Raw genomic sequence first — 23,198 nt, 5'->3', positions numbered from 1 at the left:
TACGCACTAGGTATACGCGGTGTGTATACCCCTGGTGCATAGCGCCGAGAGGAACATGACATTCCCATGCAAAAACGGGCAGGATCCAGGGTTCTGGCAACCCTCAGGGCCTTTTGTCAGTCGGTTCCCATGGACCGGGTGCTGATTCTCACGTACGGAAAAGACGTGATCGGCTCCTCTTTGTCCACACGTGCGGTGTTACTTTTCTGAGCTGATCTGGCGAGTCAAGAAGGCGAGCGACTGAGGTTATGGGCCGAGCGGAAGAGCGGCGGGCCCGGCAGCGCGGTGCGCGCCGGACCACGCAGAAGAAGGGCGGGCGGATACGCAGGCTCTTCACCTGGAAGAAGATGCTCGGCACCTTCTTCGGTCTCGTCCTGCTCGCGATGGGCGGCTTCTACATCATCTATCTGATGACGCCGATCCCGGAGGCGAACGCCCAGGCGCAGCTGCAGAGCAACGTCTACAAGCTCTCCAACGGCAAGATCATCGCCCGCACCGGACAGCTCAACCGTGAGGTCGTCGGGCTCGACAAGATCCCCGAGAAGGTCCAGCTGGACTTCGTCGCCGCCGAGAACATGTCCTTCTACAAGGACTCCGGCGTCGACTTCAAGGGCACCGCCCGAGGCCTGCTGAACACCCTCTCCGGCAAGGGCAAGCAGGGTGGCTCGACCATCACCCAGCAGTACGTCAAGAACTTCTACCTGAGCCAGGACCAGACGGTCACCCGCAAGCTCAAGGAGCTGGTGATCTCCCTCAAGGTCGACCAGAAGTACGACAAGAAGGAGATCCTGGCCGGGTACATCAACACCAGCTTCTACGGCCGCAACTCCTACGGCATCCAGGCCGCGGCGCAGGCGTACTACGGGGTGGACTCCACCAAGCTGACCATCGAGCAGGGCGCCTATCTGGCGGCGCTGCTCCAGGCGCCCAGCCAGTACGACTGGGCGGTGGCCACGGAGACCGGCAAGAAGCTGGTGACCAACCGCTGGAACTACGTCCTCGACAACATGGTCAAGATGAAGGAGCTGGACGCGGCCCAGCGGGCGTCGATGAAGTTCCCGGTGCCGATCGAGCCCAAGCCCGACCCCGGCATGGAGGGCCAGACCGGCTACATGGTCCGGGCCGCCAAGGACGAGCTCGTCCACAACGGCATCAGCGAAGCGGATCTGGCCAAGGGCGGCTGGACCATCACGCTCAACATCGACCCCAAGAAGCAGCAGCTTCTTGAGGGTGCGGTGAAGCAGGAGCTGACCAGCAAGCTGGACAAGAAGAAGAAGGTCGACCAGGACGTCCAGGCGGGCGCCGTCTCGGTGGACCCGAAGACCGGTTCGGTCGTCGCGCTGTACGGCGGCGAGGACTACATGAAGCACCAGATCAGCAACGCGAAGACGGCCACCTACCAGCCCGCCTCGACCTTCAAGCCGCTGATCCTCGCCGCCGCGCTCAACGACAAGGCCGAGACGCAGGACGGCAAGGAGATCCGGGCCAACACCATCTACAACGGCGACAACAAGCGCCCGGTGAAGGGCGAGGGCGGCGACGGCTACGCGCCGCCCAACGAGGACGATCAGAGCTACGGCCCCATCACCGTCCAGACGGCGATGAACAAGTCCGTCAACAGCGTCTTCGCGCAGATGGGCGTGGACGTGGGGCTGACGAAGCTGCGGGACACGGCCGTCGCGCTCGGCCTCAACCACATGAAGGGCGTCGGTGCCCATCCCGCCATGACCCTGGGCTCCTACGGCGCGAGCCCGATGGAGATGGCCGGCGCGTACGCCACGCTCGACAACCACGGCAAGAAGGTCACGCCGTCCATCGTCAAGTCGGCCCAGCACAAGACGGCCAAGTACAACAGGCCGGACCCGATCGGCGACCAGGTGGTCAGCCGTGACGCGGCCGACGCCGTCACCTCGGTGCTCACCGGCGTGGTCGACGACGGTACGGCCAAGAGGTCGGTGCGGGACGCGTCCAACCGCGACGGGCAGGCGGTCGCGGGCAAGACCGGCACCTCCGACGACAACAAGTCGGCCTGGTTCACCGGCTACACGCCGTCGCTGGCGACCTCCGTCGGCCTGTGGGGCGAGGCCGCCGGGCCGCGTACGGTGAAGATCGACGGCAAGGAGACCACGGTCGGCAAGGGCGGCCAGGTCTCCCTCAAGGACGTCGCCGACATCGACGGCCGGGTCGCCGGTGGCTCCATCCCGGCCCGGATCTGGGCCGCGTACACCTTCGACGCGGTCGGCAGCGGCGACTCCGAGTTCGACCTGGACACCGACCAGGGCGCGGCCAAGCAGCCGGACGAGCCCCCGGTGACCACGCCGACGGGGACCCCGTCCAGCACGCCGACCCGTACCCCCTCGCACCCCCCGACCCGGACGCCGACGCGCACGCCGACCCACACCCCGACGCGCACGCCGACGACCGGCGGCACCAACGGCACCCCCACCAACGGGGGCCAGACCAACGGCGGTCAGACCAACGGGGGCCAGACGAACGGCGGTCAGACCAACGGGGGCACCACCACCGGCACGACCAACGGGGGCACGACCACCGGCACGGCCGACGGCGGGACCACCACCGGAACGGCCGACGGGGGAACGACCCAGGGCACCATCCAGGGCGGCGGCAACACGCCGTAGCCCCACGCCTGTGACACGCGCGTCGGCCCCCCACCCGTCAGGGCGGGGGGCCGACGCGTTGGCGGGGCGGCTCAGCCGCCCTCCACCGCCTTGGCGACCCGGTCGCCGACGCCCTTGTCGACATTGCGCCAGTACTGGAGCGCGCGCTCCAGGACGGGCCTGCTCACGCCGTCCTTCAGATGGCCCGCGATGTTGGAGACGAGCCGCTCGCGCGCGGCGTCGTCGAGCACCTGGCGCACCTGGGTGCCCGCCTGGCCCCAGTCGTCGTCCTCGCGGTGCAGCCTGTAGGCCTCGCGGACCATCTCACCGGCCGTCTGCCATCCGGCGGGGTCCCCGAAGCTCTCCACGGCCGCCGCGGGGCCTCCGTGGGAGTTGGGTGCGTACGGCGCCCCGGCGCGGGACGGTTCGTAGCGCATCGGCCCGTCCTTCGCGTACGAGTTGACCTGCGAGCGGGCCCGGTTGGGCGGCAGCTGCGCGTAGTTGGGGCCGATCCGGTAGCGGTGGGTGTCGGGGTACGAGAAGAGCCGGCCGAGCAGCATCTTGTCGGGGGAGGGGCCGATGCCCGGCACCATGTTGGACGGCTCGAACGCGGCCTGCTCGATGTGGATGAAGTAGTCGTCCGGGTTCCGGTTGAGCGTCATCCGCCCGACCTCGATCAGCGGGTAGTCGCCGTGCGGCCACACCTTGGTGAGGTCGAACGGGTTGAACCGGTAGTCGGGGGCGTCCTCGAACGGCATGACCTGGATCTTCATCGTCCAGCTCGGCGCGTTCCCGGACCTGACCGCGTCGAACAGGTCGCGGCGGTGGACGTCGGTGTCCCGGCCCGCGAGGTCGTCGGCCTCGGCCTGGGTGAGGTACTCGATGCCCTGGTCGGTCTTCAGGTGGTACTTGACCCAGAACTTGTCGCCGCCGCCGTTGATCCACAGATAGGTGTGCGAGGAGTAGCCGTTCATGTGGCGGTAGGTCTTCGGGATGCCCCGGTCGCCCATCAGCCAGGTCACCATGTGCGCCGACTCGGGGGACAGCGTCCAGAAGTCCCACTGCATGTCGTGGTCGCGCAGCCCGTTGTCAGGGCGGCGCTTCTGCGAGCGGATGAAGTCCTGGAACTTCATCGGGTCGCGTACGAAGAAGACGGGGGTGTTGTTGCCGACCAGGTCGTAATTGCCGTGCTCGGTGTAGAACTTGAGCGCGAAGCCGCGCGGGTCGCGCCAGGTGTCGGGCGAGCCCAGCTCCCCGGCGACCGTCGAGAAACGGGCCAGCATCTCGGTGCGCCGCCCCGGCTGGAAGAGGTCGGCCTTGGTGAACTGGCTGACGTCATTAATCACTTGGAACGTGCCGTACGCACCGGAGCCCTTGGCGTGGACCACGCGCTCGGGGACCCGCTCCCGGTTGAACTGGGCCATCTTCTCGATGAGGTAGTGGTCCTGGAGCAGGATCGGGCCGTCGGAGCCGACGGTGAGCGAGTGCTCGTCGCTCTCCACCGGGACTCCGGCGTTGTTCGTCGTGTAGGGCTGAGTGCTCACGAGCGTCCTCCCTCAGCGGGGGATGACCCCCATCGGGAATGGGTGGGGTCGCTTCGTCCACGAGCCAGTCAACTCCGCCGACGGGGGGTCGGCAACATCTGGATCCCGTCCGGTCCTGGGCCGGGTATCGGGCCGGCCGGCCCCGCCTCAGGGGCGGGTCGCCAGCTCGAACCAGACCACCTTGCCGCCGGAGAGCCGGGTCGCGCCCCACCGCCTGGCCAGCCGGTTCACCAGGAACAGACCGCGCCCGCCCTCGTCGGTGTCCCGCGCCCGGCGCTGCCGGGGCAGCTGCGGCGAGTCGTCGCCGACCTCGCAGCGCAGGACGTCCGTCTTGAGCAGCCGCAGGGTCACCGGGCGCTCCGCGTACCGCACGGCGTTGGTGACCACCTCGCTGACCAGCAGCTCCACCGAGTCCGTGAGCTCCTCAAGGCCCCAGCGGTGCAGGGCGCGCCGGGCCAGCCGGCGAGCCCGGCCGGGCGCCGAGTCCTCCGGGTCCAGGAACCAGTAGGCCACGTCGCTCGGCGCGATCCCGTCGAAGCGGGCCGCGAGCAGCGCGATGTCGTCGTCCCGGTCGCCGGGGCCCAGCATGTCCAGGACGTCGTCGCAGAGCGCTTCGAGCGGCGGCGGGTGGTCCGGGCCGGTCAGCTGGGCGGTGGCGGCGAGGCGCTCGCGCAGCTGCTCGATGCCGGTCCACACGTCCCGCAGCCGGGACTCCACCAGGCCGTCCGTGTACAGGAGCAGGGTGGCGCCCGCCGGGGCGTCCAGCTCGACCGCCTCGAAGTCGACCCCGCCCACGCCGATCGGCGCGCCCGGCGGCACCCGCAGCACCTCGGCGCGCCCGCCCAGGTGGAGCAGGACCGGCGGCGGATGTCCGGCGTTGGCGATGGTGATCCGGTGGGCGACCGGGTCGTACACCGCGTACAGGCAGGTCGCCATCCGGTCGGTGCCGAGCCGCTGGGCCTGCTCGTCGAGGTGGTGCAGCACCTCCTGGGGCGGCAGGTCGAGCCCGGCCAGGGTCTGCGCGGTGGTGCGCAGCTGGCCCATGATCGCGGCGGAGGTCATCGAGTGGCCCATGACGTCGCCGACGACGAGGGCGACCCGGCTGCCGGGCAGCGGGATCGCGTCGTACCAGTCGCCGCCGACCCGGGCGGTCTCGGCGGCCGGCAGATAGCGCGAGGCCAGCCGCACGCCGGTCGGCTGGGGCAGCGAGTCCGGCAGCATGGTCCGCTGGAGCTCGTCCGCGATGTACGCCTCGCGTCCGTACAGCACGGCCTTGTCGATGCCGAGCGCGGTGTGGGTGGCCAGCTGGGCCGCCACCAGCAGGTCGTTCGCCTCGAAGGCGGGCCGCTCCAGGCCGCGTACGAACACGGCGGCGCCGATCACTCGGCGCCGGCCCCGGAGCGGGGCGAGTATCGTCCGGTGGCCGCCCGGGACCGGGCGGTCGGGGCCGAGCAGCTCGGCCAGGGCGAGGCGGGCGGGCACGGAGTCGCCGAAGACCGGCCGCACCCCGCGCAGCACCTCGGCGAGGGCGCCGCCGGTGCGGACCTCGCAGAGCTCGGCGGCCGGCGTCAGATCGGTCTGGGCGTTCAGCAGGGACAGGGCGTCGATCGCCTCCGGCTCCTGCAGGGAATCATCGACTAAACGCAGCCGGTCGGTTCGGCGCAGCCGCAGCACGAAGGGGCTGGCGGGCCGCTCGTCCCCGACCGGAAGCGGGTCGCGCAGATGCACGAGTATCGCGTCCGAGAAGGTCGGGACGGTGGCCCGGCACAGCCCGAGCACGATCTCGTCGAGGTCTATGCCGCGCGCGATCCTGCGGGTCGCGGCGCCCACGAACCGCAGCCGGTCGCCCTCGCGGCGGGCCACGGCCGCACTGTCCCCGCCGCCGGGGACCTCGCCGCCGCTGCCGGCCCCGGGAGCGCCGGAGGCCGGGCCGCCGGGCACACCGGCGCCCGGGGACTGAGAGGGGCCCCGTCCGGGCGGCACCCCCATCGCGCTCGCGGTCGCCGCCGCGCCCAGGTCCAGGGCGAGGTCGCGCGAGCCCGGCTCGGGCTGGCCGGGCACGGACGCGGTGGCCGCGCGGGCCTGGCCCCGCCGGGCGGCCGGAGCCGTGGCCTGGGGGGCGGGCGCGGGGGAGTGCGCGGCGGAGCCCGCGCCCGGCTCGTCCGGGCGCGGCCGGGCCGCCTCAGGAGGCCGGGCCAGCTGCTCCTGGTGCCGGCTCTCGTGCGAAGTGGGCTGATGCTCCGTCACGCGTCGGGTTCCGTCCGTCCGGAGTGAGACATCCACCGTGCTGGAAGCAGGGCGAGGATGCGCGAGGCAGTCGCTTCGTGCGGTATACCCGCTCCACGGGCGGCCGCGACACCCCTCACGTCCCGACCCCCCTTGAGGTGACATACGGTCAATTTGCGCCCTGAGTTCCCTCGTTGTCGATGCGCAGCCTTGCGGAGGACGATCCTACGTTTGAACCCCGGGGGCGCATCAAGGGTCTCACGACGGCATATGCGCCGGGGTGCGATCCCAGTCCGCCGGGAGCGCGGGAACCGGCCACCGCGGATCGGGCCGCCACTCCTCCCACCCGTCCGAGAACGGCCTGCCCCACGCCCGGATCACCTCGACCGCCGCCGTCCCGGCCGCCCGGACCCGCCGGGCCTGGGCCGCGTCCATCAGCCCCACCCGCTGGGCCTGCGCGAACTCGTCCTCGTCCCGCCACTGCCAGGTGCGGTCCGGGTAGACGGAGATGTCGAGAAAGTGGTCCTCGGAGTCGATCCCGCCCGACCACCGCGTGCGCGGCTCCTCCAGGTTCACGTACCAGCTCCTGAAGCGCCAGCCCCGCTCCCAGAACAGCCAGACCGACCAGGGATCGCCGGGGCGGGCGAGCTTGAGCACCCCGGTGCCGAACCAGCGCGCGCGCTCCGTGGTGCGCGGGGCGGTGTAGCGGGTGGCCAGCGGCTCCTCGTGGACGGGGGTGCCGTCCACGAGCACCGGCTTGACGCACTCGGTGCCCGGCGCCATCCACACGGCGAGCAGCTCGTCGGTGTCCTGGACGACGGTCACCGGGCGGCAGATGTGGACGCGGCTCTTCTGGCCGGGGGCATTGCCGCGGTAGCGCCAGAGGATCTGCTCCCCCGGCGCCCAGTGGTTCATGCCTCCGGTACCTGTCATGCGCAGATCCTAGGAGCACGGTCAAGACCGCGCTGCGACCCGCGTCACGGCCGCGGTCACCGCCCGGTCATCGCGCGGGCACCGGCACCGGCACCGCCCGCGCCTCAGGGCCGGGTCATCCGCAGCACGTCCAGCGCCTCGTCCAGTTGCGCCTCGGTGAGGTCGCCGCGCTCCACGTACCCGCCCTCCAGGACCACTTCGCGGATCGTCCTGCGCTCGGCCAGCGACTTCTTGGCGACCTTCGCCGCCTCCTCGTACCCGATGTACTTGTTGAGCGGGGTGACGACCGACGGCGAGGACTCCGCGTACTCCCGCGCCCGCTCGCGGTTCGCGGTGATCCCGTCGACGGTACGGTCGGCGAGCAGCCGGGAGACGCCCGCGAGCAGCCGGATCGACTCCAGCAGGTTCTTGGCCATGACCGGGAGCATCACGTTCAGCTCGAAGTTGCCGGCCGCGCCCGCCGCCGCCACCGTCGCGTCGTTGCCGGTCACCTGAGCCGCGACCATCAGCACGGCCTCCGGGATGACCGGGTTGACCTTGCCGGGCATGATCGAGGAGCCCGGCTGGAGGTCGGGCAGGTTGATCTCGGCCAGTCCGGTGCGCGGCCCCGACGCCATCCAGCGCAGATCGTTGGAGATCTTGGTGAGCGAGACGCCGACCGTGCGGAGCTGACCGGACGTCTCCACCAGGCCGTCCCGCGCCCCCTGCGCCTCGAAGTGGTCGCGGGCCTCGGTGAGCGGCAGCCCGGTCGCCCGCGCCACCTCCGCGATCACGGCCGCCGAGAACCCGGGCGGGGTGTTGATGCCGGTGCCGACGGCGGTGCCGCCCAGCGGGAGTTCGGCGAGCCGGGGCAGCGAGGCCCGCAGCCGCTCCACGCCGTACCGCATCGCCGCCGCGTAGCCGCCGAACTCCTGGCCGAGGGTGACCGGGGTGGCGTCCATCAGATGCGTACGCCCGGACTTCACCACGTCCGCGAACTCGGCGGCCTTGCGCTCCAGCGCCTCGGCGAGGTGTTCCAGGGCCGGGACGAGATCGCCGGTGACGGCGGCCGTGGCGGCGATGTGGATGGAGGAGGGGAAGACGTCGTTGGACGACTGCGAGGCGTTGACGTGGTCGTTGGGGTGGACGTCCCGGCCGAGCCGCTCGCTCGCCAGGGTCGCCACGACCTCGTTCATGTTCATGTTGGACGAGGTGCCCGAGCCGGTCTGGAAGACGTCGACCGGGAACTGCTCGTCCCAGCGCCCCTCGGCGACCTCCGCGGCCGCCTCCTGGACCGCCTCCGCGATGTCCTTGTCGAGCACGCCCAGTTCGGCGTTGACCTTGGCCGCGGCCGCCTTGATCCTGGCCAGCGCCTCGATGTGGGCGCGCTCCAGACGCTGCCCGGAGACGGGGAAGTTCTCCACCGCCCGCTGCGTCTGGGCCCGCCACTTGGCATGCGCGGGGACCCGCACCTCGCCCATGGAGTCGTGCTCGATCCGGTACTCGCTGTCGTTCATATCTCTGAACCTCCTGAAAAAGTTGAGCAGTTGTCTGGTTCTACCTATTCCCATGGAGCCCTACTGGCCAGTAAATACCGGTGGTAACTCATCACCGGGGAGGCGCAATGAGGCGCACCAGGCACAGAATTCGCTGTACGTTCGCGGCCGCCGTGGCCGCGGCGGCCGCGTTCGGGGGCATGACGGCAACAGCCACGGCCGCACCCGCGGCGACGGTACAGTCCACCCCCCTTCCGCCCGAGCTGGAGAAGATCCGCGCCGCCGAGGCGCTCAAGCTGTACGGGGATTCCGCCGAGCGGCCCATGGACCAGCGCAGGACCGGGCTCATCTCGCTCGGCGACAGCGAGATCTCCGGCGAGGGCGTCGGGACCTACGAGGCCGGCACCAACGGCCCCGACAACTGGTGCCACCGGGCGCCCGACTCCGCGATCCACCGCACCGGGATCCCCGCCGACGAGACGTACAACGTGGCCTGTTCGGGCGCGTACACCGGCAACATCCGGATAGGCGGCTCGAAGCAGTACGCGGACGAGCTCGTGCAGAGCGACAGCCTGGCCATCAAGGCCCGCAACACCCGCATCAAGATGGTGCTGCTGGTCGCCGGGGCCAACGACGACCTCCAGTTCGGCCCGGTGATGACCGACTGCGTGGAGCGGTACCTGCTGCTCCAGGGCCCGTGCGAGTCGAAGTACGCGCCCGGCTGGCAGGCGCGGGTCGACGGCCTGGTGCCCAAGGTCGAGCAGACGGTCACCGATCTGAAGAGCGTGATGCGCGACGCGGGGTACACCGACGGCGACTACAAGCTGGTCGTGATGGGCTACCCGAGCCCGATCGGCCCCGACTTCCACGACAACCCCGGCTTCCCGGGCAAGCTCGTCTGCGGCGGCCTCGGCTACGACTCCGACACCGTCTGGGGCCGCAACACCGCCGTCCCCGCCTTCGAGCGCGGGATGCGCAGGGCGGCCGCCGACACCGGCGCCTTCTACCTCGACAACTCGCGGCTCTTCAACGGCCACGAGGTGTGCATGGAGGACACCTGGGCGCGCGGCCTCTACATCGACCTGTCCAAGCCCGGCCTGCCGGACTCCAACTCGGTCCGCCAGTCCTTCCACCCCAACTACCGGGGCCACGGCGCCTTCGCGTCCTGCCTCACCCAGATCTACAACTCGGGGCAGCGCGAGGCCAGTTGCGCCGACCCGGCGTCCACCGGTTCGCCGGTGCTCTACCCGCTCGCCTGGGACGACGCGTACCAGCCGCTGAAGAACGCCTCGACCGGCAGCTGCCTGGACGTGAGCGGCGCGTCCAGCGCCGACAACACCGCCGTCATCGGCTGGGACTGCCACGGCGGCCGCAACCAGAACTGGTGGTACGACGGAGCCCGCGAGTCGGTCCACACCCAGCTCACCCAGGACCGCTGCCTGGACGTGCCGGGAGCGAACTACTCGGCCGGGGCCAAGCTGATCATCTGGAACTGCCACGGCGGCGCCAACCAGGAGTTCGTCAGGGACGGCTCCACCCTGCGCCCGGCGGCGGCCGGCGGCCTGTGCGCCACGCTGGCGGCGGCCAGGGACCCGCTGACGCTGCGCCCGTGCGACGGCTCCCCGTCGCAGCGCTTCGCGTAACGGTGGCCACCCCATAACCGTCCCCTCCCTTTAGGTTAGGCTGTCCTAACTTACAGGGAGGGGATCGGGCGTGAGCGCCGAGGTCTATCGCGACACCTGGGGCGTCCCGCACCTGCGGGCGGCCGACGCCCGCGAGCTGGCGTACGCACAGGGACGGGTCACCGCCGTGGACCGGGCCTGGCAGCTGGAGGTCGAACGGCACCGGGTGCAGGGCACCACGGCCGCCTTCCTCGGCCCCGACGCGGCCGGCTGGGACGTCTTCGCCCGCCGCGCCCGCCTGGCCGACACCGCCCGCCGGTGCTTCGAGGCGCTGGACGCGGAGACGGCGGACTGGGTCACGGCGTACGTGGCGGGGGTCAACGACGGCCTCGCGGAGGGGGCGGGGCCCGCCGGGCAGCCCGGCTTCGCGGAGACGGGCCTGGCGCCCGGCCGCTGGGAGCCCTGGACCCCGCTGGGTGTCTGGCTCTCCACCCACATCCTCTTCGCCGGGTTCCCCACCAAACTCTGGCGCGAGCGCGCGGTCGCGGCGCTCGGCGCGGGCGCGGTGGAACTCTTCGCCACCGACGGCCCCGGCACCTCCGGCTCCAACGGCTGGCTGGTCACCGGCGAGCACACCGCCACCGGCGCCGCGATCATCGCGGGCGACCCGCACCGCTTCATCGAGGACCCCGGCGTCTACCAGCAGATCCGCCTCGCCTGCCCGGAGTTCGACGTCGTGGGCCTCGCCGTCCCCGGCGTCCCCGGCATCGCCCACTTCGGCCACACCGGCTCGGTCGCCTGGGCCATCACCAACGCCATGGCCGACTACCAGGACCTCTTCCGCGAACGCCTGCGCCGCGACGGTACGGGCGTGGCCGCGCTCGGCCCCGACGGCTGGGGCCCGGCGGCCGTCCACACGGAGAAGGTGGAAGTGGCGGGCGCGGCCCCCGTGACGGTCGAGGTGATCGAGACGGACCGGGGCCCGGTGATCATCGGTGGCCCCGACGCGCCGGACGCCATCAGCCTGCGCCACCCGCCCCGCGTCACCGCCGCCCTCGGCTTCGCCGCGCTCCCGGCGCTGCTGCGCGCACGGACCGCCGACGACGTCGACCGCGCCTTCGACGAATGGGTCGAGCCGGTCAACGTGGTCCAGGCCGCCGACACCCGGGGCGGCCATCTGCACCGTGTGGCGGGCCGCGTACCGCTGCGCCACGGCACCAACCGCGTACGGGTCGTACCGGCGTGGGAGGCGGCCCACGCGTGGAAGGGCTGGGCCCCGATGCCGCGCGCGGAGGTGTCCGGGACGGCCGTGATGGCCAACCAGCGGGGCCTGGCGGCGCCGCTGGGCGTGGAGTTCGCGCCCCCGTACCGCGCGGACCGCATAGCGAGCCTGCTGTCCGGCTCGCACGCGTGGACGCCGCAGCGGATGTCGGCGATCCACACGGACACGGACCTGGCGTCGGCCCGCCCGCTGCTGGGGCTCCTGGCGCGCCTGAAGGACCTCACCCCACAGGCCGACGCTCTCCGGGACCGACTGACGACGCGCTGGGACCGCCGCATGGAGGCGGATTCGAAGGACGCGATGGCGTACGCGACGGTGCGGGAGCGGGTGGTACGCCATTTGGCTGCGCACCCGTCCTTCGCCGACCTGGCCGAACTCCCGCCCCTGCCCGACCTGTTCCTGCCCTGGCTGGCGCTGACGCCGAGGATCGCGTTCGCGCTGGAGACGATCCTGACGACCTCGATGCTGCCCGAACTCGACCGGGCGGCCCTGGTACGGACGGCGCTGGAGGAAGTGGCGGCGGAGGGCGTGGAGTTCGGGCCGTGGGGCGAGGCGCACCGGCTCGCGCCGTGGCAGGCGCTGCCGGCGCCGCAGGAGTGGCCGGGCCTGGCGGGCGACCACGACTGCGTCCTGTCCACGAGCAGCGTCCCCGGCCTCACCCACCGCAGCGCCCGGGGCCCGGCCGCGCGGTTCGTCTGGGACCTGGCCCGCCGCGAGGACAGCCTCTGGGTGGTCCCGTTCGGCGCGTCGGGCGCACCGGGCAGCCCCCACCACCGCGACCAGCTCCGGCTGTGGGCGGCGGGGGAGTCGGCGCCGGTGGTGACCGACTGGAGCAACCTGAGGAGAGAGACGTTGTACGAGCGCGGTGCCTACGTGTACGAGGAGAAGGTCGCCGGCTTCGGAACGGTCCGGCTGCGCCCGCTGGACCCGTCGGGGGACGCGGACCTGATCCATTCGTGGGTCACCCAGGAGCGGGCCCGGTTCTGGGGGATGCTGGACGCGGACCGCGCGTACGTGGAGGAGACCTACGCGTACGTGGACTCCCTCCCCACGCACCACGCGTTCCTGCTCCTGCTGGACGACGAGCCGGTGGGGCTGTTCCAGACGTACGAGCCGGCGGCGGATCCGCTGGGGGAGTGCTACGAGGTGCGCCCGGGCGACGTGGGCGTCCACATCCTGGTGGCCCCGGCGCCGGGCCCGGCGCGCCCGGGTTTCACGGGCGCGCTGATGAAGTCCCTGATCAACTACGTCCTGTCCGAGCCGTCGTATCGGCGGATCGTGGTGGAACCGGACGTACGGAACGAGAAGTCGATCGAGCGGATGGTGCGGGCGGGGTTCGTGCTGGGGGAGGAGGTGGAGAAGCCGGAGAAGCGGGCGCGCCTGGCGTTCTTGGAGAGGCCCCCCACCCCGCCCGTTCCCTGAAGCCCTGGGCGGGCGGCCGGGTGGTGGGCCGGGCTGGGCCGGGCTGCCGGGGGCTACGCCCCCCGGACCCCATTGCGGGGCTGCGCCCCGGGCCCCTGATTTGCCTGCGGGTGGGTGGGGGCCGGGGCTTCGCCCCTGGCTCCGTTCGTCTGCGGGCCGTCTGTGGCTGGTCGCGCAGTTCCCCGCGCCCCTGAAGGGGCGGGAGCTCCGCTCCCTGCCCCCCGCTCCTCGCACGCCGGAGGGGCTGAAGTGTGGCCGGGCCCCGTTCTGCCTTAAGGGGCGCGGGGAACTGCGCCGTTCTCCCGATTCTTCTTCTTCACGATGATGGTCGCCTTCGCAGAGCTGGAACGAGACATGATCGTGGAGCGCACCCGTGCCGGTCTGGAAGCGGCGAAGGCTCAGGGCCGTACCGGTGGCAGGCCGAAGGCCATGACTGCCGACATGATCGCTGCGGTCAAGGCTCGCCGGGCGGATGGTGAGTCTTACGGCGCGATCGCCAAGGCGCTCGGAGTCGGACAGGCCACCGTTTACCGTCACCTCTCCGAGTAGGGCGCGGCAGCGCCCCGACCATGCCCCCCGTGCTCTACAAGTGCTGCACCGCGTTAAATCGTTGAGGGTGCGTTTGTCCAGGCAGTCGGCTCGTTGAGGTAGAGGCCGCACCCGCAGTCGAGGGCCTCTTCCGATGAGCGCCGCGCGAAGCCGCCGAGTAGCCCCACCGGTCTTATTCGCCGATGACCCCGTCGGCCAGCTCGCGTGCGATGTCGAGGTGGCCGACATGTCGCGCGTACTCCTGGAGCAGGTGGAAGAGAATCCAGATCAGCGTCGGGCGATCTTCGTCGGCCGGGACACGTCCGCCGAGAGTCGCTGCCTGGTCTTCCAAGTGTGCCTCGGCGACGATGGCGCGAGTGCGCGCACACTGCTCTCGGAAGAACTCCTTGACGTCCTCGATGGATTCATCCGGTCCGACACCCCACTGGCCGGGCTGGGAGTGGTCGCCCCACGGCTCTTCGATTTGTTCGCCGGAGAATCCCCACCGCATCCATCGCAGTTCTACGTAAGCCAGATGCTTCAGCAGGCTCAAGGGCGCCCAGCCGGAAGGCAATCGACTGTTCCGCAGCTCGTCATCGGAGAGACCCTCCAACTTACGAAGGACAGCTTCTCTGTAGAAGTCGAGGTAACCGGCCAGAAGCTCGCGCGGATCACTGAGCGTCACCGGAGGCTCCGACGGGGGAGCGACTTTGTGGATCACAGTGAGGACTATAGGCGTCCACGCCCAGCCAGTCGTCGTGCGAACCTGCGCGGCCATGACACGACGAACGTACCGGGAGGGACCGACACCGCCACGACCCCGCCCATCTGCCACTGGGGGAAGCAGCAGACACTCGCCCGCCGATGGAGGGGGTCAACGGGAGATCAGGTCAGCCTCGGTAGAGCGATGGCCGTTCGGCTACCTGGTCCGGGGTGAGCCCTTCCACGGTCAGGTTCCCCGTCCAGAGCTGGTCACGGTTGGCGTACGTCGCATCGAACCGGACGCGCTTTCCACCCGGTTCCAGTTTCCACCCCTGTTCTTGGAACTGCGCGATGCGGTCGCTGCCGCACACGAATGCCCGGGTGGCTTGAGTGAGCACCCATTGGGCTAGCTCGGTCTCGCTGGCCGTGGGCCGTCCGCAGTTGCGGGCCATCTGCCACAGGCGCCCCCACTCGACCCCGGGAGTCAGCGGGCCGACGATAGCCACATCTCCGATTCGCCGCTCGTCAAGGTGGTGCGTGGCATACCCGAAGACCACGCCGAACATGGCGAATACGGTGACCCTGCTGATCCCGGTCAGACCCTCGTCAGATGCCATGGGCGGTACCTTTGCTCAAGGTAGGACCCGGGCACCTGTGACGTGCCCGGGTCCTACTTCGTTCGAGGAGATCAGCAGCAGGGGCCGTCGCTACAACACGCCGGCTGATTGCAGTCGGCTGCGGTACCCCACAGCCTCTCGTCAACGTCGAATCCGTGGACCTTGATCCGGCCGACCACGTCCACCATCAGGCCGCGCGTGCGGACCTTGGAGTTCGGGGCGTGGTGGACGTAGTAGCCGAACTGTTTGTGGCACCACTCCTCGTACTCCTGGCTGTGGAGCATGAACGTGTGCCAGCCGGGGTCCACGGTCTTGCTCGGCGCCATGTCGGTGGCGCGGGTTGTGCCCACGACCCACAGGAACGCGACGGCCTGATCCATCACACGGTCGGCCACGCCACGCTCAAGGCCGTATTCGTCTGCGCAGAACTCCACCAGCCGCTCGAACAGCTCGGGGCTGACAAGGTCCCGCCCGTGCCGTAACGCGACGGGGCTTTCAACCATGGTCGTCATAGCGAGACACCTTCTGTCGGTGGGTGGAGGTCAGGCGGCAGGCGGGGGCGGGAACTGGCCTCCGCCGGTACCGCCGTCCCCCGACTTGTCGCCGGGGTCGGGGTCAGCTCGCATCTCGGATCACGTCCTTTCGGCTGTGGTCTGTCTTGCTACCCATCCCGTCAGGGACGGGGGTCTTGGAAGTGGATGCCCCGGCTTCCCTGGGTCCGGAGCGGTGCCCTCACCGCCCAGGGCGGCACCCCAGCGAAGGGGCGGACCGGGGGGAGAACCTGAGCACGTCAACTCAGACGGGACACGTCCTGTCCCTGTTCATGCCTTGTCCGGTCGGGGGTCTACCTGTCTCCCGTCGGGAGGTGGTGACGGAGACAGGATTCTGTGAGTCCGTCAGTGCGCCGAGGGCAACCGCAGCGCCTCCGCGATCTGCTGCACCACGTCGGCCGGAAGCATCCCGAGATGTACGTACGGCTTGCCGGTGTGCGTCACGGTAGGGCGTAGCCCGCTCCATGAAGACTCGGGGACACCGAGGGCGGTCAATGCTGCCCGTAGCGATTCGGCGGCGCCAGCGGCCCGGTCGTGACCGTCTCTCCACGTCTGCATGTCCATCACGCCGCAGCCACTCTCCGAGTGGGGCATTCCCCCGAGTGCCGATAGACCACGACCGGCGGACCGGAAGCACGCTCGACGGTCCCTCGGCGTACGGGCTCGAGAGGCTTAACGTCCCGCAGGCAGGCCGAACACTTTTGTCCGGGGGGCGCGTACGTCACGTACTCCCACTCGTCCATCTTGGTTGCCATTGCGCACCCTTCGCCGCTGTCTCCGGGAATCGACAACCAATGGTGTCTGGGTGCCGGGCGAGGTTCTAGCCGGTTTCCTGTTCCCGCAAGAACTCATCTCGAATGCTCTCGACCATGGAACGCATGGCGTCACCCGTTAGCGCTAGGCGCTCAAATCCGTCAAACTTGCTCACGTACTGCTCTACATCCCTCGGCTCGCTGGTAGTGATCTCGGCGTGCGGGATCTCGACAATTACTAGTCGAGTATCAAACATGACGAACGAGCATGTAGGAAGGTCGTTCTTCGGTGCCGACTGTGGCACTACCCCAATGACAATGTTCGGCATTCTCGACATGGTGACGAGCTTGTCTAGCTGCGCCGCCATCATCGGCGGCCGGATCAGTTCCCACCTGAGAACGGACTCAGTAATCAGGAAGCGAAAGGCGCGTTGCCTGTCGTACAGGACTTCCTGTCGGCGTATCCGAGCACCGATCATCTTCTCTAGCGCATCCTCGGTCAGCTCTGAATTCTGCTGAACCGCACGGACGTACTCTGGCGACTGGAGAAGCCCCGGAATGCAGGAGGACTGGAAGACTCGTAGGAGGCTTGTCTGAGCCTCCATGGCTCGGATCTCTTCCTGATGCTTGTAGAGGCCGGTGCGGCGGTAGATGCGCCACGCGGTGGCCTCTGTGGCCACCACGCGGGCAGCTTCGGTCAGCTGGGCTTTCACCTCTGCCGGTACGCCCAAGGCCGAAAGAATGCGCTCCACGTCGATGACGCTAGGCGCAAGGTGCCCGTTTTCAATCTTGCTCAGCTTGCTTGGAGACATGGCAGCACTGCGGGCAACCGCCTTGGCCTCTTTCCCGCTGGCCTTTCGCAGTTCCCGCAGTGCTCTGCCGAGATCCGTGCTGATCACTCGTTTCCGTACCGCTCCCACCATTCAGCGAATGGTACGGCGCGACTCAGGGCCAGGTCGCGGCGGGCCATCCATTCTGTAGGGTTGGAGTGGGATTCAGCCCCCAGGAACTTTCCGCCTTCTCCGTAGTTCATCGAGACCACGGAGGATTCATCGAACATCCAGAAGTCCGGAACCCCTTCCAGTGGGTTCGGCTGATCTGTGGTGTCCAGGATGAAGAACTCTTCTCCGGCCTTTGCGTTCTTGCGGTAGCCCCAGCCGAGTTCGAATCGGAGATAGTCCGTCATGGGGCGCGAGAGGATGTGGACGCGGTACATTCGCTTTCCGGCCTCAATGTTGCCGCGTACCTCGTCGGCCCATTCCTGGTTGTAGTTGTCCGACTGAGGCTCGCCGGCCAGGAATGTGCGGATCATCTCCGGGTCAGATGATCCGCTGTAGTCGTCCAGGGTCTCCAGCCGGAAAGCTTCCCGGCGGAAGTTGGAGAACAGCTTCTCGAACTCAGCGGGCGAGATGCTCACGCGCGTACCTTTCGATGATCTCAGCGGGGATGCGGACCACGGACTCACCGGCAGGGATCTCGATGCCGACCACGGCCCCCGCGTCCTCTAAGTCGTAGCCCTGCACCAAGAGGTCCCCGGTTTCCTCCACGCGATACAGCGTGGCGCAGGTCCCCTTCTCGCACTCCCCGACCAGCCGTGTTACTGCCATGCCGTCCCCCTGCTGCGAGGTCTTCGGTCGTGTCCCGTTCGATGCTCCCGACCCCGTGACCGCAGGGTCAAGGGATCACAGTTGAGAGAACAGGAAACCGGTGCGGTCGGCCGGATCACGTCGGTAGCCGGAACCTTGCCTCCGACCCCTGGAGCGTCCTAACGACCACCGACGCCAGGGCAGTGCTCCCAAACGGTCCGGGGGACCGCGCAGGAGGTGTGGTCTACGCAGAGGCTGCGATGGCTGCTCTGCCGCCGGGAACGCACAGCCTCACCCGGCGGATGCTCATGGTCGACGCCGAGCAATCATGACCGTGCTGCGGACATCCGAGCAGGCGCGAGATCACTTATCAAGCACAGAGCCCCCGGCGTGTGCCAGGGGCTCTGTCGTGCTGCTGGGGGTCAGCCCAGGCCGGGACCCCGGACGGGGATGCTGGTGAACGTCGGCTGCTCGGGTTCACGCGAAGTGAAGAAATCGTTGCCCTTGTCGTCGACGACGACGAACGCCGGGAAGTCCTCGACCTCGATCTTCCACACCGCCTCCATCCCCAGCTCCTCGTACTCGACGACCTCGACCTTCTTGATGCAGTCCTGGGCGAGCCGGGCGGCCGGCCCACCGATGGACCCCAGGTAGAACCCGCCGTGCGCCTCGCACGCCCGCGTCACCTGCCCCGACCGGTTCCCCTTCGCCAGCATCACCTTGGAGCCCCCGGCCGCCTGGAACTGCTCGACGTAGGAGTCCATGCGCCCGGCCGTCGTCGGCCCGAAGGACCCGGACGCGTACCCCTCGGGGGTCTTGGCCGGCCCGGCGTAGTACACCGGGTGGTCCTTCAGGTACTGCGGCATCTCCTCACCCGCGTCGAGCCGCTCCTTGATCTTGGCGTGCGCGATGTCGCGCGCCACGACCAGCGGCCCGGTGAGCGAAAGACGGGTCTTCACCGGGTACTTGGTGAGCTCCGCGAGGATGTCGTCCATCGGCTGGTTGAGGTCGATCTTCACCACGCCGCCGGACTCGTCGAGGTGCTCGTCCGTCGTCTCCGGCAGGAACCGCGCCGGGTCCTTCTCCAGCTCCTCCAGGAACACACCCTCGGCCGTGATCTTCGCGACCGCCTGGCGGTCCGCCGAGCAGGAGACGGCGATGGCCACCGGGAGGGAGGCGCCGTGGCGCGGCAGGCGCACCACGCGCACGTCGTGGCAGAAGTACTTGCCGCCGAACTGCGCCCCGATCCCGATCTTCTGCGTCAGCTCGAAGACCTTCTGCTCCAGCTCCTGGTCACGGAAGCCGTGCCCGGTGGCCGAGCCCTCGGTCGGCAGCTCGTCGAGGTAGTGCGCCGAGGCGTACTTCGCGGTCTTGAGCGCGAACTCGGCCGACGTGCCGCCCACCACGATCGCCAGGTGGTACGGCGGACAGGCGGCCGTCCCCAGCGAGCGGATCTTCTCCTCCAGGAACTTCATCATGGAGGCCTCGTTCAGGACGGCCTTCGTCTCCTGGTAGAGGAACGACTTGTTGGCCGAGCCGCCGCCCTTCGCCATGAAGAGGAACTTGTACGCGCCGCCGTCCGTCGCGTACAGCTCGATCTGCGCGGGCAGGTTCGAGCCGGTGTTCTTCTCCTCCCACATGGTGAGCGGAGCCATCTGCGAGTAGCGCAGGTTGAGCTGCGTGTACGCGTCGTAGATGCCGCGCGAGAGGGCTTCCTCGTCGCCGCCCTCGGTCAGCACGTTCTGGCCGCGCTTGCCCATCACGATCGCCGTGCCGGTGTCCTGGCACATCGGCAGCACGCCCGCCGCCGCGATGTTCGCGTTCTTGAGAAGGTCGAGCGCCACGAACTTGTCGTTGGACGACGCCTCGGGGTCGTCGATGATCTTCCGCAGCTGGGCGAGGTGCGCCGGGCGGAGGTAGTGCTGGATGTCGTGGATCGCCTCGGCGGCCAACTTGCGCAGCGCCTCCGGGTCCACCTTGAGGAACGTACGGCCGTCGGCCTCGAAGGTGGAGACACCCTCGGCGGTCACCAGTCGGTAGGGCGTGTGGTCCTCTCCCAGGGGGAGCAGATCGGAGTACGCGAACGCAGGGCTGGCAGGGCGGGAGACGGGGGGCATGTGTACGGCCATTCCTCACTCGGCAGACAGCGGCTGACCTCCATTGGCACAGCGCCCTCAAGCGTATGCCGCCGCCACGCCCCCGCTCCTGTGAGGTAGGGCTCAGTTGCGCCCGGACCCGGCGGCGCGCCCACTCTCGCGTACCCCTAGTCGCGATCTATCGCGTTTCGGTACGCTGGCTCCGTGGACCTCGAAAAGCACGACGCCAAGCCGCAGCCCGTGGAGCCCGCCCAGCCCGCGCCCCTGCGCGCCTCCGACGCCGACCGCGACCGGGTCGCCGACATCCTGCGCGAGGCCCTCGCGGAGGGGCGCCTTGACGCGGAGGAGCACGCCGAGCGCATCGACGGCGTCTACCGCGCCAAGACGATGGGCGAACTGGAGCCGCTGGTACGGGACCTGCCCGCGGCGGCCGACGGCGCGCACCGGTTCGGCGCGCCCTCGTCCGCGTCGTCCACGCCCGCGTATGCGACCGCACACGCTCCGGACGACGCCGTGGGGCCGGTCGCCGCCGAGAGTCTGGTCGCCGTCTTCTCCAGCTCGACCCGCAAGGGCCGCTGGCGCATCGGCCGCCGTACGAACGCGTTCGCGCTCTTCGGCAGCGTCGAGATCGATCTCACCGAAGCCTATTTCGAACAGCGGCTTTCCGTCATCAACGCCACCTCGATCTTCGGCAACGTGGAGGTCCGGGTCCCCGAGAACCTCACCCTGCGGGGCAGCGGCACCGGCATCTTCGGCAACTTCGAAGTGGACACGCTGGAGGCCGAACACCCCGAGGCACCCGTGGTCGTCGTGAACGGATACTCGGTATTCGGCAACATCGAGGCCAAGCCCAAGCGCGGCAAGCGGATCGCCGACCTCCACGGCCGCCTGCGCAAACACCTCGACTCCTGACGCGTCGCGTCCGCACACTTCCAGTCATCGGCGCACGATCGGAATTCCGGACATCGGAACTCAGTGCATAGGCACGCGTACAGCGGGTAGGGACTGTCGCATCGTCGCTCGCTCGCGAAGCCGTCGTCAGCCGTCGTCAGGAGTTGGCCGTGCTGCATCCGCCGCATCAGTCCCTGCAGGTCGCCGTCGCAGTCCCGCCGCAGCGCGGCCCAGCTCGGGAGGACCAGGCGGGCCCGTGGCACACGGAGGCGGTCTGCCGCCGGGACGAGGCGGGGCTGTTCTTCGCCCCCTCCAAGGAGCCGACGGCCGCGCGCCTGTCGCGCGAGGAGGCCGCCAAGCGCGTCTGCGCCCGCTGCCCCGTCATGGTCGAGTGCCGCGAGCACGCCCTGCTGATGCCCGAGCCCTACGGGGTGTGGGGCGGTCTGACGGCGGCGGAGCGGCGCGTGGTGCTGGCCCGTCGGCGCCGGCGCGAGGTCGAGCTGAAGAAGTCCGCGTCCGCCGCCTGACGCGCGCGTACGTACGTGAAGGGGCGCCCCCGTCCGCACAACGGGGGCGCCCCTTCACGGACGCACGCGGTCGGAACCGCTACTTCGCGCGGTCGAAGTCGATCTGGCTGTACGCGCGGAGCTTGGACAGCCGGTGCGTGGAGTCGATCTGCCGGATCGTGCCCGACTTCGACCGCATGACCAGCGACTGGGTGGTGGCGGTCTCGCCGCGGTAGCGGACGCCGCGCAGGAGTTCGCCGTCGGTGATGCCGGTGGCGACGAAGAAGACGTTGTCGCCGGAGACGAGGTCGCCGGTGGACAGCACCCGGTCCAGGTCGTGGCCCGCGTCCAGCGCGCGCCGGCGCTCGGCGTCGTCCTTGGGCCAGAGCTTGCCCTGGATGGTGCCGCCGAGGCACTTGATGGCGCAGGCGGAGATGATGCCTTCGGGCGTGCCGCCGATGCCCATCAGCAGATCCACACCGGTGCCTTCACGTACGGCCATGATGGATCCGGCCACATCGCCGTCGGAGATGAACTTGATGCGGGCGCCGGTCTCCCGGATCTCCTTGACGATGCCTTCGTGACGCGGCCGGTCGAGGATGACGACCGTGACGTCCTCGGGCGAGGAGTTCTTGGCCTTCGCGACACGCCGGATGTTCACCGACACGGGTGCGTTGATGTCGACGAAGTCGGCGGCCTCGGGCCCGGTGACGAGCTTGTCCATGTAGAACACGGCGGACGGGTCGAACATCGTCCCGCGGTCGGCCGCGGCGAGGACCGCGATGGCGTTGGGCATGCCCTTGGCGTTCAGGGTGGTGCCGTCGATGGGGTCGACGGCGATGTCGACCTCGGGGCCGGTGCCGTCACCGATGCGCTCACCGTTGTAGAGCATGGGAGCCTCGTCCTTCTCCCCCTCTCCGATGACGACGACGCCGTTCATGGAGACGGTGGAGACGAGGGTGCGCATGGCGTTGACCGCGGCGCCGTCCGCGCCGATCTTGTCACCGCGTCCGACCCAGCGGCCCGCTGCCATGGCGGCGGCCTCGGTGACCCGGACCAGTTCCAGGGCGAGGTTGCGATCGGGAGCCTCGGGTGAGACCTCAAGTTGGGGCGGCAGGTTGTGCTCGGTCATCGGAGCGCACCTTTCTGTACGGCGACGGCCGGGAAAAGAGGGTGATTGGACTCTATCGTTACGTCGACAAAATGAGCAGAGGGGGCCACGTATGAGCACCGACATGACCTGAGACCATGGGTGCGTGGCAGGAACACGTGGCAAGCAGAGTGTGCGGAACATGCTGCAGTCGTTGGCGGTGATCGGCATCGCCGTGGCTGTGATGTACATGTTCATCCCGCACGACGGCAAGAAGGACCCGGTCAAGGCGGTCGACTACCGCGTCGAGCTCCTGACGGTCCGGCGCGCCGCGCCGTACCCGGTGGCGGCGCCGGTCGGGCTCCCGGACCAGGACAAGTGGAAGGCGACCTCGGTCACGTACGACGGCCAGGCCGACAACGCCTGGCACCTGGGCTTCCTGGACCCGGCGAAGGAGTACGTGGCGATCGAGCAGTCCTCGGCGCCCGACCGGGACAAGTTCGTGCGGTCCGTCGCCAAGCGGGCGGCGAAGACCGACCGCACCCAGCAGATCGCGGGCGCTACCTGGCGCCGCTGGGAGGGCCCCAAGTACGACGCGCTCGTCCGCGAGGACAAGGGCTCCACGACCGTGGTCACCGGAACGGCGGGCTTCGCCCAGCTGGAGCGGATGGCGGCGGCGCTGGAGCTGAAGAAGACGTGACGACCGTCTGACGGTCCTCTGACGCCGTACGGCAAAGGCCGCCGCACCCCACTGGGG

General features: G+C 69.5%; 19 protein-coding genes. 7 read left to right on the top strand and 12 right to left on the bottom strand.

Features of this window, described 5'->3' with window-relative positions; genetic code table 11:
• Nucleotides 1-248: 248 nt before the first annotated feature.
• Nucleotides 249-2,639, top strand: a complete 2,391-nt coding sequence (locus ACFWA7_RS31430; RefSeq protein WP_385826503.1) for a transglycosylase domain-containing protein — start codon at nucleotides 249-251, stop codon at nucleotides 2,637-2,639.
• A 71-nt stretch (nucleotides 2,640-2,710) separates the two neighbouring features.
• On the opposite strand, the gene ACFWA7_RS31425 is transcribed toward ACFWA7_RS31430, so the two are convergent.
• The 4 genes from ACFWA7_RS31425 to ACFWA7_RS31410 all read right to left on the bottom strand — a co-directional run bounded on the left by ACFWA7_RS31425 (nucleotide 2,711) and on the right by ACFWA7_RS31410 (nucleotide 8,817).
• Nucleotides 2,711-4,162 carry a catalase gene (locus ACFWA7_RS31425; protein WP_385826501.1) on the bottom strand — a complete coding sequence of 484 codons (1,452 nt, stop codon included), beginning with the start codon at nucleotides 4,160-4,162 and terminating at the stop codon, nucleotides 2,711-2,713.
• Between the two features lie 147 nt (nucleotides 4,163-4,309).
• The gene (locus tag ACFWA7_RS31420; RefSeq protein ID WP_385826499.1) at nucleotides 4,310-6,409 is read right to left on the bottom strand and encodes a SpoIIE family protein phosphatase; all 2,100 of its coding nucleotides are present in this window, start codon (nucleotides 6,407-6,409) and stop codon (nucleotides 4,310-4,312) included.
• A 237-nt stretch (nucleotides 6,410-6,646) separates the two neighbouring features.
• On the bottom strand, nucleotides 6,647-7,321 hold the full coding sequence (locus ACFWA7_RS31415) for a DUF402 domain-containing protein (RefSeq protein ID WP_385540338.1): 675 nt from the start codon (nucleotides 7,319-7,321) through the stop codon (nucleotides 6,647-6,649).
• Nucleotides 7,322-7,425: 104 nt separating this feature from the next.
• On the bottom strand, nucleotides 7,426-8,817 hold the full coding sequence (locus tag ACFWA7_RS31410) for a class II fumarate hydratase (protein WP_385540340.1): 1,392 nt from the start codon (nucleotides 8,815-8,817) through the stop codon (nucleotides 7,426-7,428).
• A 107-nt stretch (nucleotides 8,818-8,924) separates the two neighbouring features.
• Between ACFWA7_RS31410 and ACFWA7_RS31405 the strand changes: the two genes are divergently transcribed.
• From ACFWA7_RS31405 to ACFWA7_RS31395, 3 genes are all read left to right on the top strand, one after another.
• Nucleotides 8,925-10,439, top strand: a complete 1,515-nt coding sequence (locus ACFWA7_RS31405; RefSeq protein ID WP_385540342.1) for a ricin-type beta-trefoil lectin domain protein — start codon at nucleotides 8,925-8,927, stop codon at nucleotides 10,437-10,439.
• 70 nt (nucleotides 10,440-10,509) lie between these two features.
• Nucleotides 10,510-13,122 carry a GNAT family N-acetyltransferase gene (locus ACFWA7_RS31400; RefSeq protein WP_385826497.1) on the top strand — a complete coding sequence of 871 codons (2,613 nt, stop codon included), beginning with the start codon at nucleotides 10,510-10,512 and terminating at the stop codon, nucleotides 13,120-13,122.
• Between the two features lie 321 nt (nucleotides 13,123-13,443).
• On the top strand, nucleotides 13,444-13,671 hold the full coding sequence (locus ACFWA7_RS31395; protein WP_385540346.1) for a helix-turn-helix domain-containing protein: 228 nt from the start codon (nucleotides 13,444-13,446) through the stop codon (nucleotides 13,669-13,671).
• A gap of 172 nt (nucleotides 13,672-13,843) precedes the next feature.
• Here the strand turns inward: ACFWA7_RS31395 and ACFWA7_RS31390 are convergent, their stop codons facing one another.
• The 7 genes from ACFWA7_RS31390 to ACFWA7_RS31360 form a co-directional block, all read right to left on the bottom strand.
• Nucleotides 13,844-14,335 carry a DinB family protein gene (locus tag ACFWA7_RS31390; protein ID WP_385540348.1) on the bottom strand — a complete coding sequence of 164 codons (492 nt, stop codon included), beginning with the start codon at nucleotides 14,333-14,335 and terminating at the stop codon, nucleotides 13,844-13,846.
• A 205-nt stretch (nucleotides 14,336-14,540) separates the two neighbouring features.
• Nucleotides 14,541-14,969 carry a hypothetical protein gene (locus ACFWA7_RS31385; RefSeq protein WP_385540350.1) on the bottom strand — a complete coding sequence of 143 codons (429 nt, stop codon included), beginning with the start codon at nucleotides 14,967-14,969 and terminating at the stop codon, nucleotides 14,541-14,543.
• A 71-nt stretch (nucleotides 14,970-15,040) separates the two neighbouring features.
• On the bottom strand, nucleotides 15,041-15,481 hold the full coding sequence (locus tag ACFWA7_RS31380) for a glycine-rich domain-containing protein (protein ID WP_385826495.1): 441 nt from the start codon (nucleotides 15,479-15,481) through the stop codon (nucleotides 15,041-15,043).
• An 859-nt stretch (nucleotides 15,482-16,340) separates the two neighbouring features.
• The gene (locus tag ACFWA7_RS31375; protein WP_385826493.1) at nucleotides 16,341-17,195 is read right to left on the bottom strand and encodes a helix-turn-helix domain-containing protein; all 855 of its coding nucleotides are present in this window, start codon (nucleotides 17,193-17,195) and stop codon (nucleotides 16,341-16,343) included.
• Entirely contained in the window at nucleotides 17,168-17,689 is a 522-nt protein-coding gene (locus ACFWA7_RS31370) for a DUF6879 family protein (RefSeq protein WP_385540356.1), read from the bottom strand. Before ACFWA7_RS31370 ends, ACFWA7_RS31375 begins: the two co-directional genes overlap by 28 nt.
• A complete protein-coding gene (locus ACFWA7_RS31365; protein ID WP_385540357.1) occupies nucleotides 17,670-17,879 on the bottom strand; it encodes a hypothetical protein in 210 nt (69 codons plus the stop codon). The genes ACFWA7_RS31370 and ACFWA7_RS31365 overlap by 20 nt, the downstream gene beginning before the upstream one ends.
• Before the next feature lie 401 nt (nucleotides 17,880-18,280).
• Nucleotides 18,281-19,975, bottom strand: a complete 1,695-nt coding sequence (locus tag ACFWA7_RS31360) for a fumarate hydratase (RefSeq protein ID WP_385540359.1) — start codon at nucleotides 19,973-19,975, stop codon at nucleotides 18,281-18,283.
• Between the two features lie 183 nt (nucleotides 19,976-20,158).
• Between ACFWA7_RS31360 and ACFWA7_RS31355 the strand changes: the two genes are divergently transcribed.
• A complete protein-coding gene (locus ACFWA7_RS31355) occupies nucleotides 20,159-20,866 on the top strand; it encodes a DUF1707 domain-containing protein (protein WP_385826491.1) in 708 nt (235 codons plus the stop codon).
• A gap of 149 nt (nucleotides 20,867-21,015) precedes the next feature.
• Complete coding sequence (locus ACFWA7_RS31350) at nucleotides 21,016-21,372, top strand: WhiB family transcriptional regulator (RefSeq protein WP_266983185.1); 357 nt, start codon at nucleotides 21,016-21,018, stop codon at nucleotides 21,370-21,372.
• A 79-nt stretch (nucleotides 21,373-21,451) separates the two neighbouring features.
• On the opposite strand, the gene glpX is transcribed toward ACFWA7_RS31350, so the two are convergent.
• The gene (gene glpX, locus ACFWA7_RS31345; protein WP_385826489.1) at nucleotides 21,452-22,483 is read right to left on the bottom strand and encodes a class II fructose-bisphosphatase; all 1,032 of its coding nucleotides are present in this window, start codon (nucleotides 22,481-22,483) and stop codon (nucleotides 21,452-21,454) included.
• A gap of 124 nt (nucleotides 22,484-22,607) precedes the next feature.
• Here glpX and ACFWA7_RS31340 point away from each other — a divergent pair, with 124 nt between their 5' ends.
• Nucleotides 22,608-23,141, top strand: a complete 534-nt coding sequence (locus ACFWA7_RS31340) for a DUF4245 domain-containing protein (RefSeq protein WP_385540364.1) — start codon at nucleotides 22,608-22,610, stop codon at nucleotides 23,139-23,141.
• The last annotated feature ends 57 nt before the right edge of the window (nucleotides 23,142-23,198 follow it).

It is taken from the genome of Streptomyces sp. NPDC059994 (assembly GCF_042737755.1).
Taxonomy (GTDB): Bacteria; Actinomycetota; Actinomycetes; order Streptomycetales; family Streptomycetaceae; genus Streptomyces.
This window is presented reverse-complemented; position numbering and strand designations above follow the sequence as displayed.

Excerpts from the sequence above, each read along its gene's own strand:
- ACFWA7_RS31430 (WP_385826503.1), top strand. The coding sequence starts at position 249 with ATGGGCCGAGCGGAAGAGCGGCGGGCCCGGCAGCGCGGTGCGCGCCGG.
- ACFWA7_RS31415 (WP_385540338.1), bottom strand. The coding sequence starts at position 7,321 with ATGACAGGTACCGGAGGCATGAACCACTGGGCGCCGGGGGAGCAGATC.
- ACFWA7_RS31410 (WP_385540340.1), bottom strand. The coding sequence starts at position 8,817 with ATGAACGACAGCGAGTACCGGATCGAGCACGACTCCATGGGCGAGGTG.
- ACFWA7_RS31405 (WP_385540342.1), top strand. The coding sequence starts at position 8,925 with ATGAGGCGCACCAGGCACAGAATTCGCTGTACGTTCGCGGCCGCCGTG.
- ACFWA7_RS31395 (WP_385540346.1), top strand. The coding sequence starts at position 13,444 with ATGATGGTCGCCTTCGCAGAGCTGGAACGAGACATGATCGTGGAGCGC.
- ACFWA7_RS31385 (WP_385540350.1), bottom strand. The coding sequence starts at position 14,969 with ATGGCATCTGACGAGGGTCTGACCGGGATCAGCAGGGTCACCGTATTC.
- ACFWA7_RS31380 (WP_385826495.1), bottom strand. The coding sequence starts at position 15,481 with ATGACGACCATGGTTGAAAGCCCCGTCGCGTTACGGCACGGGCGGGAC.
- ACFWA7_RS31375 (WP_385826493.1), bottom strand. The coding sequence starts at position 17,195 with ATGGTGGGAGCGGTACGGAAACGAGTGATCAGCACGGATCTCGGCAGA.
- ACFWA7_RS31365 (WP_385540357.1), bottom strand. The coding sequence starts at position 17,879 with ATGGCAGTAACACGGCTGGTCGGGGAGTGCGAGAAGGGGACCTGCGCC.
- ACFWA7_RS31360 (WP_385540359.1), bottom strand. The coding sequence starts at position 19,975 with ATGCCCCCCGTCTCCCGCCCTGCCAGCCCTGCGTTCGCGTACTCCGAT.
- glpX (WP_385826489.1), bottom strand. The coding sequence starts at position 22,483 with ATGACCGAGCACAACCTGCCGCCCCAACTTGAGGTCTCACCCGAGGCT.